This window comes from Achromobacter spanius, from assembly GCF_002812705.1.
Taxonomy (GTDB): domain Bacteria; phylum Pseudomonadota; class Gammaproteobacteria; order Burkholderiales; family Burkholderiaceae_B; genus Achromobacter; species Achromobacter spanius.
In genome coordinates this window covers 4884315-4899888 of record NZ_CP025030.1, presented here as the reverse complement: position 1 = coordinate 4899888, position 15574 = coordinate 4884315, and the positions used below count along the sequence as shown (strand labels likewise).

The following is a 15574-nucleotide window of genomic DNA, read 5'->3' as shown; positions in this document are numbered from 1 at the left end:
ATGGATAGGTCATTTGGGGCATGTCTGGCGCGTCACCCGGTCATTGCGACCCTGTACGGGCTTGAGCAGATCAACACCTTCGTGGGCAGCGTGGCCGAAATCGGTATCGTCGCCAACGTCGAACTGCGCAAGCTGGCGCCCGTCATCGCCACCTTGAACCGCGCGGGCAAATTCGCCATCGTCAATATCGACAGTTGCGAGGGCCTGTCGCAGGACAAGGGCGGGGTGGAGTACCTGGCCGATATCGGCGTGGCCAGCCTGGTATCCACCCGCGTGGCCACCATCCAGCGCGCCAACCGGGCGGGCATGGTCACCATGCAAAAGGTGTTCGTGACCGACCGCTCGACTTGGCCGCGCAGCGTCAAGGCGCTGGAACAAAGCGATCCTAACCTGGTTCAGCTGATGCCCGCGCCCATGTTGACGCATATGGCCAGGCAAGACTTGAACGCCCTGCCGCCCATCGTTGCCTCGGGGTTCGTCTGCAATCAGACGGACATCGGCATCGCCATCAAGCACGGCGCGGTGGGCGTATCCACAAGCGACCCGGCGTTGTGGGGCCTGGAGGCCAGGCAGCTCAAGGCGTGAGATATGCCCGGGGGACCGCCGCTGTCCGTGCGAGGGCGGTGTCCCCGGGCGTTACAGATCAGCGCCTACCCTCGCGATTACGGCACTTCATCCAATTCGGCAAGCTGGGTGTCTTCGGGAAAGCCGCGAGTGCGATACCGGACCGGGTACCCCGGTTCTTTGGTGAGCAGGGGCTCCAGCAGGTGCGCCGACTGTTCCCAGGACACCACCCGGACTTCGCCGAGCTCGTCGTCGGCCTCGGGGCGCACCAGGGCCAGTCGGTCCACTTTGGGCAGTGACGTGTCGACCCCGCGCGTCCATGACGCCAACGAGAACGACATGACCGGGTCGTCGTCCGCCGTGAACAGGTTGTAGTTGGCCACATAGATATCCATGCCCTGTTCTTCGTGGATATGGTCCAGCGTGGCCTTCTGCGCGTCGTAGTCGGACTTGTCGAGCAGGCGGGCAAGATGCGCCTGGCGTTGCGCAAGCGATGAATCCTTGGGCATATAGCGCAGCGCTTGCCGCTCTTCGTAGTGGTACATGTGCGCGCTGACCGAACGGCCTTGCGTCAGCGCCTGATGGCATAGTTCAACCATCATGGTCAGGCCATTGGGGTCGTTGTCACCGGTCACGAGCAACACGTCGCGCGTGGGCATCATGAAGACCGGCCGGCCGCGCACCGGCACGCGTTCGATCATGTCGGGCAGGAGGGCGCGGCTGATGTCGTAGCCGTCGCCCCATGCGCTACGGAACACGCCGGGCGCAAGTTCGGTGAAGTTGTCCGGCGCGTCGCGCAGGTTATCGATGGCAATGGCCAAGGCCTCGTCGTACGTCAACTGCCAGGCGGCCTCGGGGCCGTTGGTCAGGGTAGAGATCGCGTCGGGGTGGTCCAGCGCCAGCAGCACCACGCAATCGTCTCCAAACGGCTGAAAAGCAGGGTGAAAGGCGCTATCGTCGCCTTCGGTACGCACGTGATGCAGGCGCACGTCTTCCAACGCGGTACGGCTGCGGATCACGGCGCGAAGCATCGGCCTGATCACCGTGGCCTGCTGCGGCGTCGCCTGCTTGCTGCCGGCCAAGGCCGAGACAAAACCCTGCAAGGCGCGCTTTTGCTGCGCGCCCTGCGTGTTGCAGTAGGCATGGTAGGCATTGTGCAGGTTGAAGTACGAGCCTTCGCCCAGCAGCAGGCGGAATTCATCGGCCTTGTAGGACACGTCGCCCTCGAAGCCTTGCTTGCGCGCCGCCGCCACGAACAGCTTGGCGAACTGTTCCGGCGAGGGCGTGCGCCGGAACAGTGTGTCTAAGAAACCCATGAGCCCGCCTTTGATTCAAATGCTGGCCGGCGCAATGGCCGGGCCGCGACGGGTCATTGTGGACAGGGATATCCATCGCGTCCAGCGATAACGCCACGCATGGCTGGCAGGGCGATGACCCGCGCGGCACGGCCTGCTTGGGGCCGCAAGCGCGTTTTTCGGCTTGGGCTAGTTGTACATTACGCACTGTCACCCGCAAAATTCATACAGGATTCGCCCATCATGACCGCCCCAGAAGTCGTTATTTCCTCGTCGATCCACTGCGCCAATGATCGCCCCTTCGTGCTATTTGGCGGTATCAACGTACTGGAATCCCTGGATCTGGCATTGCGCGCGTGTGAAGAATACCAACGCGTCACCCGCAAGCTGGGCATTCCCTATGTGTTCAAGGCATCGTTCGACAAGGCCAACCGCTCTTCCATCCATTCCTACCGGGGGCCGGGCCTGGAAGAGGGCATGAAGATCTTCGAAGCGGTCAAAAAGGAATTCGGCGTTCCGGTCATTACCGACGTGCACGAACCCTGGCAGGCGGCGCCGGTCGCGGAAGTGGCCGACATCCTGCAGTTGCCGGCCTTCCTGGCCCGGCAGACTGACCTGGTGGTGGCGCTGGCGCAGACCCAGCGTGTGGTCAACATCAAGAAGCCGCAGTTCCTCAGCCCGACCCAGATGCTGAATATTGTTGAAAAGTTTACCGAGGCCGGTAACGACAAGCTGATCCTGTGCGATCGCGGCACCAGCTTTGGCTACGACAATCTGGTGGTCGACATGCTGGGGTTTGGCGTCATGAAGAAAGTGACGAACAACCGTCCGCTGATTTTCGACGTGACCCACGCCTTGCAGCAGCGCTCGGCGCTGGACGCGGCGTCCGGCGGCCGACGCGCACAGGTGGCTGAGCTGGCGCGGGCCGGCATGGCGGTTGGCCTGGCGGGCCTGTTCCTGGAAGCCCATCCCGACCCCAAGAACGCCAAGTGCGACGGCCCCAGCGCGTTGCCGCTGGACAAGCTTGAACCTTTCCTGACCCAGCTTAAGCAACTGGACGATCTGGTGAAATCCTTTGCGGCCATCGATATTGAACCCTGACGCGGGCGGGTATGCCATCACCGGCAACTTGCTATACGATCCTGGCCACACGACTTTAGGGAGGCCTGGATGTCTTTTTACGTGATCGTCGCCGTTCGAAAAGAGCCCGTCAGCGGGCACATCACCTATGTGCGCTGGGGCCAGGCCGAGCGCGGCGTACCGGGCTGGGTCACCGAACCCGGCACCGCGTCGGCCTCCGAGGTGATCGACGCGATCAAGGCCGGGGCGGATGTCGAAACCGCCATCAGCGTGGACGGCACCAGCGTTGCGCTGCGCCCCGTGCGGGTGCTGGTGACCGACGACGGACGCGAGCGGCTTGCGTCCGTGCCCGCGCCCAGCTCCACGCTGCACACGCTGTTTGATTTGCCCGAGTTCTAGGCGGGCTGGCGGCGGCCTTCGGCGAATTGCTTGAGCGCATCGTCCGTCAGGCGGTAACGCACCCATTCATCCAGCGGCCGCGCGCCGATCGATACATAGAAATCAATGGCCGGCTGGTTCCAGTCCAGCACGCTCCACTCCAGTCGGCCGCAATCGTTGGCCACGGCTTCCTGCGCCAGGTGGCGCAACAGGTTGCGTCCGGCGCCAATACCGCGGTGCTCGGGCGTGATGTACAGGTCTTCCAGGTAAATACCGTTCTTGCCTAGCCAGGTGGAATAGCTGTAGAAATAGACGGCATACCCAATGGGTTTGCCGTCCACCAGGCACATCAAGGCCTTGGCTGGCGCCCCGGGGGCGAACAGGGTGCGGGCGACGTCGTCGGCGCTTGCGATCACTTCATGCGCGGCGCGTTCGTAGACGGCCAGTTCAGTGATGAAGGCGTAGATCTGGGCCGCGTCCGTAGGGGTCGCGGGGCGGATGGCGATATTCACGTTGACTTCCTCCAAATAGGAGGGCCATGCTACCCGCTATTCCAGGCGCTTGCTGGCGGGCGATTGGGTCTGCTGCGTACACGAAGGAGATATCCTCGATGGCCGAGTCTGGTTCCGCAGCACCGACAATTCCGCCGCGCAAGGCGCGCCGCATATCGTGGATATGGCTGGTGCCCGTGATTGCCGTGATAGGCGGATTGCTGCTGGTGGTGCAAGCCTGGCTCAACGCGGGGCCCACGGCTACCATCCACTTCCAGACGGCTGAAGGCCTTGAGGCCAACAAGACGCAGGTCCGGTACAAGGAAGTCACGGTTGGGCTGGTGGAGCGCGTCAGCCTGAATCCAGAACGCAACGGCGTGGTGGTGACGATACGCGTTGACAATGACGCCGCCAGCCTGCTGCGGGAGGGCACCGTGTTTTGGGTGGTGCGGCCGCGCCTGACCCTCAGCGGCGTCTCCGGCCTGGGCACGCTGCTGTCCGGCTCCTACATTGGCCTGGACCCGGTGGGTAACCAGGGCAAAGAGGGCGCGCGGGGCGAACGGAAAACCGAATTCACGGGCCTGGAAGTGCCGCCTGAAGTGACGCAGGACCGCGCCGGCAAGCGTTTCACGCTGCACGCGACGGATCTGGGCTCCCTGGATATCGGCTCGCCCGTTTATTACCGCCGCATTCCCGTGGGGCAGGTGGTGAACTACGGTCTATCCAAGGGTGGCGGTGGCGTGGACGTGCAGGTTTTTATCGACGCGCCCAATGACGCCTACGTCAACCCCAGCACGCGCTTCTGGAATGCAAGCGGCGTGGATTTCAGCGTGGACTCGCGCGGCCTGCAAATGCGGTCGCAATCCCTGGTGTCGGTGTTCATCGGCGGCGTGGCCTTTGATACCTTGGACCAGGACGGCCCCCAGGCTGCCGCTGACGGCGCAACCTACACCATTTTTCCCAATGAAGCGGCCGCCCGTGCCCAGCCAGATGGCGTGCCGCTGCGTATTCGAATGCGTTTTGATCAGTCGGTGCGCGGCTTGGCGGTCGGCGCGCCCATTGACGCCTACGGGGTGCTCATCGGGCAGGTCGACGCGATCAACCTGGATTTCGACGACGCCACCAAACAGTTCTTTGCGGAAGTTTCCGCCACGGTGTATCCCGAACGCCTGGGCGGACAGACATTCCGACGTATCAGGGAATTCTCGGGCGCCGACACCGCCCACCCAAGCGGCAAACTGCTGACGGCGATGGTGGCGCGCGGTACGCGGGCGCAGTTGCGTATCGGCAATCTGTTGACGGGACAACTCTATGTGGCGCTGGCCGAGTTTCCCGATGCGCCGCCGGTGACATTCAAGATGGAAGACCGGCCGTTCATCCCCACGGTGCCCAACAACCTGGATCAGTTGCAGCAGCAGTTGAATAGCATTCTGACCAAAGTCGACAAGGTGCCGTTTGATGCCATCGGCGCGGAATTGGCGGGTGCGCTGCGTGGCGCGTCACGTCTGGTCAAGCGGCTGGATACGCAGTTGGCCCCCGAGGCGCAGGCAATGCTGCGCCAAGCCAACCGGTCGTTGGTTGCGTTGAGCGCGCTGCTGGCTCCGGATTCGGGTTTGCCGTTAAGCACCGATACCGCCCTGCGTGAGCTGGGCCGCGCCGCCCGCTCGCTGCGGGAGCTATCCGATTATCTGCAGACGAATCCCGACGCGCTGTTAAGAGGCAGGGCGCCGGATGCGGCGCCACGGCAGTAGGCGCCAGAAGTCTTCCAGAACAAAAGCCATCGCTGCGGGGCCGCTTGGGCATGCCACTTGCTGGGTATTGCGGGCGTACGGTCGTCGCGTTGCGGCGTCAGTGCAGTATCCAGGGGGGACATCGAATGGACCATAGTGAAATGATGGCGCGCATGATTTCTCAGCCCGTAGCGCCGGACCAGTTGGATGGTTGGGATGGCGTGTTGTCCGCATATGCGGATTGCCTGTTGCAGGTGCAGGGCAAACTGACGGATGCGGATGTGGACCGATTCCTGGACGTTGGCGCCTTGGTTTTTCGCTCGTGCTGCCAAGACGAGGCGCGGCAGCGTTGGACGGCCGAGGAAATGGCGACCTTTCAACGCAAGCCCGGCTAGGTACGTGAACTGGGCATTGGCCCGCGTCATCCAGAAACGGCTAATACAGGCATTGGCTAAGCGCAAACTTGCGCCCAAACGCGTGGACTTCGTCGCCGTCCACCGACGCCGCCACATCCCAGTGGCCGCCGCGCGTCACCAGGAATGACTGACCGAAGAGCGCATGCCGCATTGCGAAACGCCAGAAGGCCGATTCCGATCCGATCGGTTCCAGGTCATGCGGCCCGATCATCAGCCGAGTAGGGCGCGGGGTAGCGCCCAAAGACCACCGCAGGGCGATCGCCATGAAGGCGAATCGCGCGGTGATGGACGACGGTTGAACGCAAAGGACTCGAATCTTGTTGCTCATGGGCGCCACCTTCTTCAGGTGCCTGTGAGCGTAGCAAACACCCGTGTGACGTTCTATACCGCCTTTGCTGTATTTCGGGTCCGAATAGTGCGAATTTTGATGGCAATGCCTGCTGCGGCGCACGCGCGCGGAGCGCGTCAGGCCGCGCGGGTCACTCGGGGCAGCAGCGCCAACGCCAACGCGGGTGCCAGCGCAAAAGCGGCAAAGAGCCAGCGTGCCGCGTGCCGCGCGCCCTCAATGCCACCCGGGTCGGCCAGGCCGGCGCTATTGACCACCACACCCGCCAGCGCCGCGGTGACCGCGGCCGCGTAAAGCTGCACGGTGGTAATCGACGACGACGTCAGCGTTTCCTCGCCCTTGGGTGCGGCCGTGAACACTTTTGTCAGCAGATGCGGCCAGGCAAGGCCAATACCGAAACCCACGCCCATCAGCGCAACGATGTAGGCGGCGAGCCCGGCGGTGGACGCCAGGATGGATGCTTGAGGCGTCATCACCGACAACCCAATCAGCGCAGCCAGGATCACGACGGGGCTGATGCGCACCAGGCGGTCGGCGGCTGCCCCCGAGCGTGTGGCGCTGGGCATGGCGGAAAGTGTCCAGCCCGCGCCCATCGCGGCCGTCATGTAGCCGGCGGTCAGGGGTGTCATGCCGTGGATCACCTGAAGAAAGTAGGGCACGAATATCTCTGTGGCGATGGCCGCCACCACAAGGCACATCACGGCATACAAGGCGCCGAGCTGCGCGCCGATGGAATAGGCGCCCGTGGGCAGCAAGCGGTGGCGGGCGCGCGAATCGACGCGAGCAACCGCCGCCGCGATGGCCAGGCCCACCGCGATGCCCGCCGCGTTCCAGCCCCACTGCGTCGACAGGCTGGCCAGCGTAACGGCCAGCACCGACGCCACCAGCAGCGCCAACGTGCGCAGCGGCAAGGAAGAGGGCGGCGCGGGCGGCAACGACGCCCGTCCACCCACCTTGAATGCGACGATCAAGGCCAGCGCGGCCGCTACTGGCAGCAGCGCCCAGAATGCCAACCGCCAGTGTCCCGTTTGCGCAAAAATGCCGCCAATCGCAGGGCCGGATAGTGTCGCCACGCCCCACATGCCCGACACCAGTGCCATGGCACGCGACCAGAGCGGGGCGTCGAATACCAGCCGGATCAAGGCATAGCTCAAGGCGAAGAGTATGCCGCCGCCCAGTCCTTGTACGCTGCGCCCCGCCAACAGCACCGGCATGCCGGGCGCCAGCGCACAGATGATCGCGCCCGCGCTGAACACGGCAACAGCAAAGAGATAGGCGTTGCGAGGCCCCAGCGTTTCGATCAGCTTGGCGGACAGTGCCGACCCGATGATGGAGGTCACCACGAACAGGGTCGTGTTCCACGCGTAGTACTCCAGCCCCCCGATGTCCTTGATGACGCTGGGCAGGATGGTGGTGACGATGTACACGTTGATGGCATGCAGGGCCACGCCACCCGCCAGGGCGATCGATCGCAGCGCATTGGCGCCCTGCAGCAAGTCGCCCCACGATGCGCTGGACTCAAGGGTCGGGGTGGTGGTCACAGGCTCTCCGGATTATTTAAACAAGTTATGTCTTGGATAATAAGCGCGTTATGCACACCGCAGCAAGCCACGCAAGAGCAGGTCCAAGGCATGCAGCGCGCGATCCAGCCGCTGCGAATCCGACGCCGCGTCCGCGTCGGCAATCCAGAATGCGCTTTCCGTCAGGCCGCCGTTGATCAGTTGCGCCAGCGCTAGCGGGTCGGCGGATTCGATCACGGATTCGTCCATCAAGCGCTGCAGCAAGGCAGCCAAAGACGCGGCGCACCGTTGCTGCGCCGCGTAGGGGGCCATGCCCAGGACTGCCCGGGCGTCTTGCAGTACGATGCGGCGGATCTCGGGTTCCGTGGCCATCCGCAGATAGGCCCGGCAACGTTCGCGCAGCGCGGTCCAGGTGTCGGGCGCCGCGTCTGAAATGGCGTTCAGCCGTTGGTCCATGTCATCGTCGATCTGTTCGACCACGGCCGCAAGCAGGCCTTTTTTGTCACCAAAATGGTGATACAACGCTCCTCGCGTCAACCCTGCCGCAGCGGTGAAATCGTCCATGGCCGTCGCGGCATAGCCGTCGCGCTCAAAGGCCTGCCTGGCGGTGGCCAGCAGCTTGCTGCGAGTGGACTCGATCATTTCTGCGCGTGTGCGGGGCATGTGGGTCTCCAAAGACATACGGCGCGTATCTTAATTGACATACGCAATGTATGTGAATAGGATCTGCCCGTCTACCAATGTTCAAAAGGTTATCGGTGCCCAATCCGTATCGCGAGTTGTTCAAAGCGCCCGGCGCAATCGGTTTTGTTCTGGCGGGTGCGATTGCGCGTCTGCCCTTGCCGATGATCGGCATCGGCATCATCACGATGCTTTCCGAGGTTCGAGGCTCTTATGCCCTGGCCGGCGCCGTGGCCGCGACGTTCGCCTTGGCCACCGCTTTGGTCGCGCCACGCATCTCACGCCTGGTAGACCGCCACGGGCAAGGCCGGGTGTTGCCGCTAGCGGCCGCCGTCTGCGTGGCGGCGTTGATCTGCCTGGCTGCCTGCGTGCAGTGGAACGCACCCGACTGGACGCTGTTTCTATTCGCCGCCTTGGCCGGCACCTTGCCCAGCATGCCCGCCATGATCCGCGCGCGCTGGACCGAAATATTCCGCGATCAGCCCCAACTGCGCACGGCCTATGCGTTGGAATCGGTAGCGGACGAACTCAGCTTCATCCTGGGGCCGCCCTTGGCTGTGGGGCTTAGCGTGGCGTTCTTCCCGCAGGCAGGGCCGCTTGCCGCCGCGTTGCTGCTGGCGATCGGCGTGACGGCCTTTGTGCTGCAGCGCGCCACCGCGCCCGCGGTGCAAGTCCGGCAGGCAGGACGCGAGGCGTCGGTGTTGCGCATGCCATCCATGCGTGCGCTGGTTGCCATGATGTCGGCCATGGGTGTCATCGTCGGCACCATCGACGTGTTGAGCGTGGCCTTCGCGCGCGCGCAGGGCGTGCCGGCGGGCGCCAGCCTTGTGCTGTCGGCCTATGCGCTGGGGTCGTGCGTGGCGGGGTTGGTATTTGGCGTCATGAAGTTTCAAATGCCGCTTGCCCGCATGCTGTCGATCGCGGCGGCGGTCACGGCGTTCACGACTGTGCCGCTGCTGTTGGTGAACGATCTGATCACGTTGTCGCTGGGCGTGTTGCTGGCCGGCTTGTCGTTCGCGCCAACCATGATCATCGCCATGGCGCTGGTCGAAAGCAGCGTGCCGGGCCAGCGCCTGACCGAAGGGCTGACCTGGTTGGTGACCGGGCTGGGGGCGGGCGTCGCCGCCGGCGCGGCGATTGCGGGTTGGGTAGTCGACCACTACGGCGTGCAAGCGGGCTTTTGGACGGCGGTCGCGGCGGGGGCGGTTGTGCTGCTGGTGGCTTTGCCTGGCGGGCGGTCGCGCGCGGCGGCAAGCGCGGCGTAGCGCCACACCTGTCGCTAGAATGGCCGCTTTGGCGCGCTGCGGGGCGCGCCGTTCACAGGAGCGCAGCATGTCCAGAACTGTCGTCAATCCCGATACCGTTTTCAACACCGTTCAATACGGGTTCAGCCAGGCGGTGATCGTCACCGGGCAGCGCAGGATGCTGCTGTCGGGCCAGGTCGGCGTTGACATCAACGAACGCACCGTCGGCCCCGGCTTGCAAGAGCAGACCGAGGCCGCGCTCGACAATATCGCGCGCGTGCTGGCGGCCGCGGGCGGCACGATGGCGCAGGTGATCATGCTGCGCATCTACATCTGCGAAACGGCGCGCGAGGATCAGGAAGTCATTGCCCAAGCGCTACGCGACCGCTTTCCGGCCGAGCCACCGCCGTCATCGTGGGTGATTGTCAGCGGCTTGTCGTTGCCGGAATGGCTGATCGAAATCGAAGCGGAAGCCATGCTGGATTAATGTCGCGTGGCGCGAGGAGTTGTCCAGCCCTTAGGGCTGGTCGCGCCAGGGAACCGTCGCAAAGGCCTCACGCAGATACGCCAAAAAGCCCGCGGTTCGGGCTGATTGTTCCTGGCGCGACTTCACCAGCGCCACCACATTGGCATCCGGCAAATTCCAACCCGCCAATAGCGGCACCAGCGTACGCGCCTTCAGGTGCTCGGCGACATCCCATTCAGACCGCGCCACGATGCCGTGGCCAGCCAAGGCCCATTCCAGGGCGGCGGCCCCCGTGTTGCTGGACAGGACGGGGGTAATGCGGACACCAACGGCAGGGCCCCGGCCTCGCTTGAAACGCCACAGCGTTACGTCTTCATCGTTTTCGCGCAAGGCGATGCAATCATGGTCCCGCAGGTCTTCCGGTTTCGCGGGGGCGCCGTGGCGTCCCAGATATGCGGGGGAGGCGCAAAGAATGCGGCGATTGGGCGCCAAGGGGTAGGCCACCAGCGTGGAGTCGCGCAGTTCGCCGATGTGGACCATGACATCCCAGTCGTCAGTGGCCAGTCTGGGCGGCCCATCCGACAACAACAGGCTGGCCGTGATGTTCTCGCTACTTGTGCGAAAGCTGGCCACCAGGCCCGCTAGATAACGTTGTCCGAAGCCCAAGGGGGCAACAACGCGCAGATGTCCCGCCACAACACCGCGCCGGCCTGCCAATTCATCGGCCAGATCGCCAAGCTCTCCGCAAATCTGCCCCGCGCGCAACGCCAGCAATCGGCCTTCGTCAGTCAGTGCGGTGCCCCGCCCGGAACGATTCACGAGCCGGACGCCCAGGCGTTTTTCCAATGCATGCAGCCGTTGCGTGACGGCAGGGGGCGTCACGTCCAGGGCGCGCGCCGCTTGCGCAAGCGACGGGGTGGCGGCCAGGCTCAGGAAAAATCGCAGGTCGTCGCTCGTGATCATTTAGTTTGAAATTAATAAAAAATTAAGATCACATTAAACATGCTGGAGCGGCAGCACGCCATACTTCGAGACATCGATTCAGAACTTTCCGTATCTTCTACTTATGCTCCGAGGCTCGCCCATGACTTCCGCCACCAATCCAACTTCGCTCGACAGCCTGGATACCCCGTGCCTGCTGTTGGACGAAACGCGCATGACGCGCAACATTCAACGCTTGAACGCGCTGATGGCCACACATGGCGTGCAATTGCGCCCGCATCTGAAAACGCCCAAGTCCATTGACGTGGCGCGCCGCGTCATGGGCAGCCCGCAGGGGCCGGCCGCCGTGTCCACGCTACAGGAGGCCGAGCAGTTCGCCGCCGCCGGCGTCACCGATCTGCTCTACGCGGTGGGCGTGTCGCCGGGTAAGTTGGCGCGGGTGCTAGCCCTGCGGGAGCGCGGCGTGGATCTGACGATTGTGGTCGACAGCATCGATGCGGCACAGATGGTGGCGGCGCAAGCCAAGGCGTCCGGTGTGCAACTGCCGGCGCTGATCGAAATCGACTGCGACGGCCATCGTGCCGGCGTGCAACCGGACAACCATGAACACCTGTTGGCGATTGCCCGGGCGCTTGCCCAGGCGGATTGCCTGCGCGGCGTCATGACCCACGCCGGCGAATCCTATGGCTGCCGCAGCCTTGAGGCTATCGCCGACATGGCCGAGCAGGAGCGCGCCGCGGCGGTCGGTTGCGCCGACGCCATCCGCGCAGCCGGGCTTCCATGCCCCGTGGTCAGCGTAGGGTCCACGCCCACCGCGCATTTCGCTCGCAGCCTGGCGGGCGTAACGGAAGTGCGCGCTGGCGTCTATGTCTTTTTCGACCTGGTGATGGCCGGCCTGGGCGTCTGTTCCGTGGATGACATCGCGGCCACCGTGTTGACTACCGTCATCGGACACCAGCCCGACAAAGGCTGGATTCTGGTCGACGCCGGCTGGATGGCCATGTCGCGCGACCGCGGCACCGCCAAACAGCCGGTCGATCAGTTGTACGGCTTGGTGTGTGATGCGCAGGGCAAGGTCTACCCCGACCTGCTGTTGGCGGAAACCAACCAGGAGCAGGGCATCATCAAGCTGCGCGCGGGCAGCGGCGCCACCTTGCCGGACCTGCCCTTGGGCACCAAGCTGCGTATCGTCCCGAATCACGCCTGCGCCACGTGCGCCCAGCATGACGCCTACCACGTCGTGCGGGAAGGCGAGCCGGGCGTGGTGGCCCACTGGGAGCGGTTTCGCGGCTGGTAAGCGGGGATTGGCTGGAGTAGGGCAGGGAAGTCCCTACGAGCTACTGGGGAGCATTGAGGCGCAGGGCGCACGCCTATAATGCGGGCGCCTCAACACCCCAGGGGGAGTCGCCTGATGCAGTACGAATATTTGTTCTGGTCCATGGCCGCGATGGTGGCGGCTGCGCTGGTGGGTGGCTCGCTCTGCGGCCGCCTGCGCTCGGTCAAGCAAGTGCTGCTGGGGGTGATTGCGCTGGCCACGACGATCTGCGTCGCCGTGGTAGTGCTGGCGCGCCAAGGCGGCTTCAGCGACTTGGCGGCCATGCTGGCCATTGCCGCCTTCATGTTCAGCCTGGTGATCGGCACCGCCGCATCCTTGCTCACGCGGCGCATACTGCAGCGCCGCTGAGCCCCAGGCTTTCGTCTTACTCTTCGGCGTCGAAAATTTCGCCGTCGTCCTCATCCTCGTCATCCTCATCCTGCTCAAGGGCGTCGTAGCCCTTCCAGGTGATGCGCCAGCGCGCCGCGCCCGCGTTGGCCGCCGTTTCGCTCACCTGTTTGACCAGACCGGCATCGGCCAAAAGGTCCAGGTGATGCGCAATGACCTGCAAGCCCTGTTCTTCCGGGTGCGGGGCCAGTGCGACATTCTTGATGTCGTGCGTGCTCAGGTTGGGGCCGGGCGCGTCGCGCAGGGCGCCCAAAATCGTGACGACCAGATCGAAATCGCGTTGCATGATGTTCACCGTAAGGAAAATAGTAGGCCGACGATAGCAGAGTTCCTTGGCGCCTATGCGACGGGGCGCAAGGCCGGGTTACAGTCCATGGTTCTAGACAACCGACACCTACGTACAGAACTTTATGAAGAAACCCGCTGAACGCGATTGCCTTGCCGTGGTCCCCGGTTATTCGGGCCAGGCTGCCAAGCTTTACCTCACGCGCGGTGAAGACGAACGCATCGACGGCGTGACAATTTTCGACCTGCTGGGCCACGTCAAGCTGCAGGCCGACCCCGAGGCCGCTTCCGCCTGGATCGGCGACTGGCTGGCACAAGAGGCCGACAACCGACGCGCGCGCCGGACCCAGTTGCAGGCGCAGATGTTCATCTGCAAGCTGACTGGCGACGAGAAAGACGCTTTCCTGGCTGCCCAGAAGCCGCTCATCGCCGTCCTGACCGACGCCGGGGTGCGCTGCCGTCGCGTGGCCGCCACGTCCGGGGCTGCTCGGCAGTCGTTGGGCCCGAATGTCAAAAAACATTAGGCCAAGGCTGTTATAGTCGCGCCTGGGCGTGAGATTGCACCTTCACGGTGCGTGCGTCCAAGCGGGCTAGGCCCGCTGATCAAGGAAGATTGAACATGGAAATAGTAAGTCGGCACCTTGCCGACGTAGCGGGCGGCGTCGAGCTGCTCACGACGCTAGATGGCGAGCCCATCAGCGTCTATGTGGTGGTGGGCGTAACCGATCTCAATGCGATCGCTGACATCGTCCCCATCGAAAAAGTCGAGGCTGGAGCGGATATACACGCTTCAAATGTCGACAATGTTGATAATGCGCAAGAACAAATCGACCAGGTCCTGGAGAATATGAATCCCGGCGACGTGGCGGTTTTCCTTTGCTCGGGTTCCGATGCTTTTGGCGCGGCGCTCGATCTGTTGGGTTTACCTATCGACCAGTAAGCCTGACGGCAAACCAAAGTGCTGATCCAAAAGGCGTATGAATGACATGCGCGTTAACGACAGCATTTAAATAAGCCCCGATTGTTTTTTTATGTTGTATGGGTGTTTACACCTATGCAGGGACAAGTTTTGCCTATGGAAACGTGCAAATTTTCAACGCAGTTTCTCTTTGTTGCATTATTGGCACGCATTTTTTAGGATTATGTTGACTTGCGAGGGGAATATAACGATAGTGTCGGCACACGATCACAAGCGTTGCGATTTTCGTTCAGTGCCGTGCCTTTTCCGGCTCAGCGTTATTGTTCTACTGTCCCCTCCTTGATTGATTCGTGACCTCCGGGCATTTGCCCATTATCTCTAGGAAATACAGTATGGAAACCGGCGTCGTTAAGTGGTTCAATTCGGAAAAAGGCTATGGCTTCATCACCCCGGAAGCGGGTGGTAAGGATCTGTTCGCTCACTTCTCCGAAATCCAGGGTTCTGGCTTCAAGTCTCTGGAAGAGAACCAGCGCGTCAGCTTTGTGACGGCCAATGGCCCCAAGGGCCCGCAAGCCACGAAGATTCAGGTCCTGTAAAGGTCTGATTTTTCGCAAAAAAGCCCCTTCGGGGGCTTTTTTTGTTTTTGCGCGCGCTATGCTTTGCACGTTCAAGCAGCAAGCCCGCGCCCCTGTGCCGGCGCCGCGCCGTAGACCCTCCAGGATCGTTTCCCATGACATCTCCCAAGCCCCTTATGCCGCAGCCCCAGGATGTGGTGGCTTTCTGGACCGATGCGGGCCCGCAGCAGTGGTACACCAAGAGCGATGCGTTTGATGCCGAGTTTCGCCGGCGCTTCGAAGCCGCGCATTGGGCGGCCGCTTCTCGGCAATTGGATGCCTGGCAGGAAGATGCTGACGGCGCGCTGGCGTTGATGATCTTGCTGGATCAGTTTCCCCGCAACGCCTTTCGCGGCACGGCGCATATGTTTGCTACCGATCCTTTAGCTCAGTACTTCGCGGAACGCGCAATCGCCGCGGGCCACGACCTGGCGGTGGCGAGGCCTTTGCGGCAGTTCTTTTATATGCCGTTTGAACACTCAGAAAGCCTGGCAATGCAAAATCGCGGCGTGGCGCTGATGGAGCCCCTGGACGCGGATACGCTGCGCTGGGCCGTTCTGCATCGCGACATCATCAAGCGCTTCGGCCGTTTTCCGCATCGCAACGCCGCGCTAGGCAGGCAGACGACCCAAGCTGAACAAGATTTCCTTGCCGGGGGCGGCTTCGCTGGTTGACACACACACCGGCGCTGGTGTGGGCTGCGGCCTGGGGGGAGATCGACCTGTATCTATTTCTGCCAAGGTGAAAATATTCGTCAATTTTGTGCGGCTGGCTGCGGCCCGCAAGCCATCGCGATTCGACCATTCGCGTGTTTGACGTTTTTCAAGGTTCACCAATACACTGGGTTCAGCGAGATTTTCAAGCGACGCGGTCTGCGTCA

General features: G+C 63.1%; 20 protein-coding genes. 13 read left to right on the top strand and 7 right to left on the bottom strand.

Annotated features, from left to right (window positions below; all coding sequences use genetic code 11):
* On the top strand, window positions 1-585 hold the full coding sequence (locus CVS48_RS22095; RefSeq protein ID WP_100856302.1) for a glycerol-3-phosphate responsive antiterminator: 585 nt from the start codon (window positions 1-3) through the stop codon (window positions 583-585).
* 77 nt (window positions 586-662) lie between these two features.
* Here CVS48_RS22095 and CVS48_RS22090 read toward each other — a convergent pair whose 3' ends face one another.
* Complete coding sequence (locus CVS48_RS22090; RefSeq protein ID WP_100856301.1) at window positions 663-1880, bottom strand: DUF1444 domain-containing protein; 1218 nt, start codon at window positions 1878-1880, stop codon at window positions 663-665.
* Between the two features lie 222 nt (window positions 1881-2102).
* On the opposite strand from CVS48_RS22090, the gene kdsA reads away from it, so the two are divergent.
* The gene (kdsA, locus tag CVS48_RS22085; RefSeq protein WP_100856300.1) at window positions 2103-2960 is read left to right on the top strand and encodes a 3-deoxy-8-phosphooctulonate synthase; all 858 of its coding nucleotides are present in this window, start codon (window positions 2103-2105) and stop codon (window positions 2958-2960) included.
* Window positions 2961-3029: 69 nt separating this feature from the next.
* Window positions 3030-3338, top strand: coding sequence for a DUF3892 domain-containing protein (locus CVS48_RS22080; protein ID WP_100856299.1), 309 nt, complete (start codon window positions 3030-3032; stop codon window positions 3336-3338).
* On the opposite strand, the gene CVS48_RS22075 is transcribed toward CVS48_RS22080, so the two are convergent.
* On the bottom strand, window positions 3335-3829 hold the full coding sequence (locus CVS48_RS22075) for a GNAT family N-acetyltransferase (RefSeq protein ID WP_100857799.1): 495 nt from the start codon (window positions 3827-3829) through the stop codon (window positions 3335-3337). The genes CVS48_RS22080 and CVS48_RS22075 overlap by 4 nt on opposite strands.
* A 98-nt stretch (window positions 3830-3927) precedes the next feature.
* Between CVS48_RS22075 and CVS48_RS22070 the strand changes: the two genes are divergently transcribed.
* Entirely contained in the window at window positions 3928-5559 is a 1632-nt protein-coding gene (locus tag CVS48_RS22070; protein WP_100856298.1) for a PqiB family protein, read from the top strand.
* Window positions 5560-5684: 125 nt separating this feature from the next.
* A complete protein-coding gene (locus CVS48_RS22065; RefSeq protein WP_100856297.1) occupies window positions 5685-5933 on the top strand; it encodes a hypothetical protein in 249 nt (82 codons plus the stop codon).
* Window positions 5934-5973: 40 nt separating this feature from the next.
* Here the strand turns inward: CVS48_RS22065 and CVS48_RS22060 are convergent, their stop codons facing one another.
* The 3 genes from CVS48_RS22060 to CVS48_RS22050 all read right to left on the bottom strand — a co-directional run bounded on the left by CVS48_RS22060 (window position 5974) and on the right by CVS48_RS22050 (window position 8483).
* Window positions 5974-6282, bottom strand: coding sequence for a hypothetical protein (locus CVS48_RS22060; protein WP_100856296.1), 309 nt, complete (start codon window positions 6280-6282; stop codon window positions 5974-5976).
* Between the two features lie 137 nt (window positions 6283-6419).
* Window positions 6420-7841: an MFS transporter gene (locus CVS48_RS22055; RefSeq protein ID WP_100856295.1), complete on the bottom strand. Its 1422-nt coding sequence runs from the start codon at window positions 7839-7841 to the stop codon at window positions 6420-6422.
* Window positions 7842-7889: 48 nt separating this feature from the next.
* Window positions 7890-8483 carry a TetR/AcrR family transcriptional regulator gene (locus tag CVS48_RS22050; RefSeq protein WP_100856294.1) on the bottom strand — a complete coding sequence of 198 codons (594 nt, stop codon included), beginning with the start codon at window positions 8481-8483 and terminating at the stop codon, window positions 7890-7892.
* Between the two features lie 95 nt (window positions 8484-8578).
* Between CVS48_RS22050 and CVS48_RS22045 the strand changes: the two genes are divergently transcribed.
* A complete protein-coding gene (locus tag CVS48_RS22045) occupies window positions 8579-9766 on the top strand; it encodes an MFS transporter (protein ID WP_100857798.1) in 1188 nt (395 codons plus the stop codon).
* Between the two features lie 67 nt (window positions 9767-9833).
* Window positions 9834-10232: a RidA family protein gene (locus CVS48_RS22040; protein WP_100856293.1), complete on the top strand. Its 399-nt coding sequence runs from the start codon at window positions 9834-9836 to the stop codon at window positions 10230-10232.
* A 30-nt stretch (window positions 10233-10262) separates the two neighbouring features.
* Here the strand turns inward: CVS48_RS22040 and CVS48_RS22035 are convergent, their stop codons facing one another.
* Entirely contained in the window at window positions 10263-11174 is a 912-nt protein-coding gene (locus CVS48_RS22035) for a LysR family transcriptional regulator (protein WP_100856292.1), read from the bottom strand.
* Between the two features lie 121 nt (window positions 11175-11295).
* On the opposite strand from CVS48_RS22035, the gene CVS48_RS22030 reads away from it, so the two are divergent.
* Both CVS48_RS22030 and CVS48_RS22025 read left to right on the top strand, forming a co-directional pair.
* Complete coding sequence (locus CVS48_RS22030) at window positions 11296-12450, top strand: DSD1 family PLP-dependent enzyme (protein ID WP_100856291.1); 1155 nt, start codon at window positions 11296-11298, stop codon at window positions 12448-12450.
* A gap of 114 nt (window positions 12451-12564) precedes the next feature.
* Entirely contained in the window at window positions 12565-12837 is a 273-nt protein-coding gene (locus CVS48_RS22025) for a hypothetical protein (protein WP_100856290.1), read from the top strand.
* Between the two features lie 16 nt (window positions 12838-12853).
* Here CVS48_RS22025 and CVS48_RS22020 read toward each other — a convergent pair whose 3' ends face one another.
* Window positions 12854-13162: a DUF2513 domain-containing protein gene (locus CVS48_RS22020; protein ID WP_100857797.1), complete on the bottom strand. Its 309-nt coding sequence runs from the start codon at window positions 13160-13162 to the stop codon at window positions 12854-12856.
* Window positions 13163-13286: 124 nt separating this feature from the next.
* Between CVS48_RS22020 and CVS48_RS22015 the strand changes: the two genes are divergently transcribed.
* From CVS48_RS22015 to CVS48_RS22000, 4 genes are all read left to right on the top strand, one after another.
* Window positions 13287-13685 carry a hypothetical protein gene (locus tag CVS48_RS22015; protein ID WP_100856289.1) on the top strand — a complete coding sequence of 133 codons (399 nt, stop codon included), beginning with the start codon at window positions 13287-13289 and terminating at the stop codon, window positions 13683-13685.
* Window positions 13686-13780: 95 nt separating this feature from the next.
* Window positions 13781-14101 carry a hypothetical protein gene (locus tag CVS48_RS22010; protein ID WP_050445282.1) on the top strand — a complete coding sequence of 107 codons (321 nt, stop codon included), beginning with the start codon at window positions 13781-13783 and terminating at the stop codon, window positions 14099-14101.
* Window positions 14102-14472: 371 nt separating this feature from the next.
* The gene (locus CVS48_RS22005; RefSeq protein ID WP_006220190.1) at window positions 14473-14676 is read left to right on the top strand and encodes a cold-shock protein; all 204 of its coding nucleotides are present in this window, start codon (window positions 14473-14475) and stop codon (window positions 14674-14676) included.
* Between the two features lie 134 nt (window positions 14677-14810).
* Window positions 14811-15368: a DUF924 family protein gene (locus CVS48_RS22000; RefSeq protein WP_100856288.1), complete on the top strand. Its 558-nt coding sequence runs from the start codon at window positions 14811-14813 to the stop codon at window positions 15366-15368.
* Window positions 15369-15574: the final 206 nt, after the last annotated feature.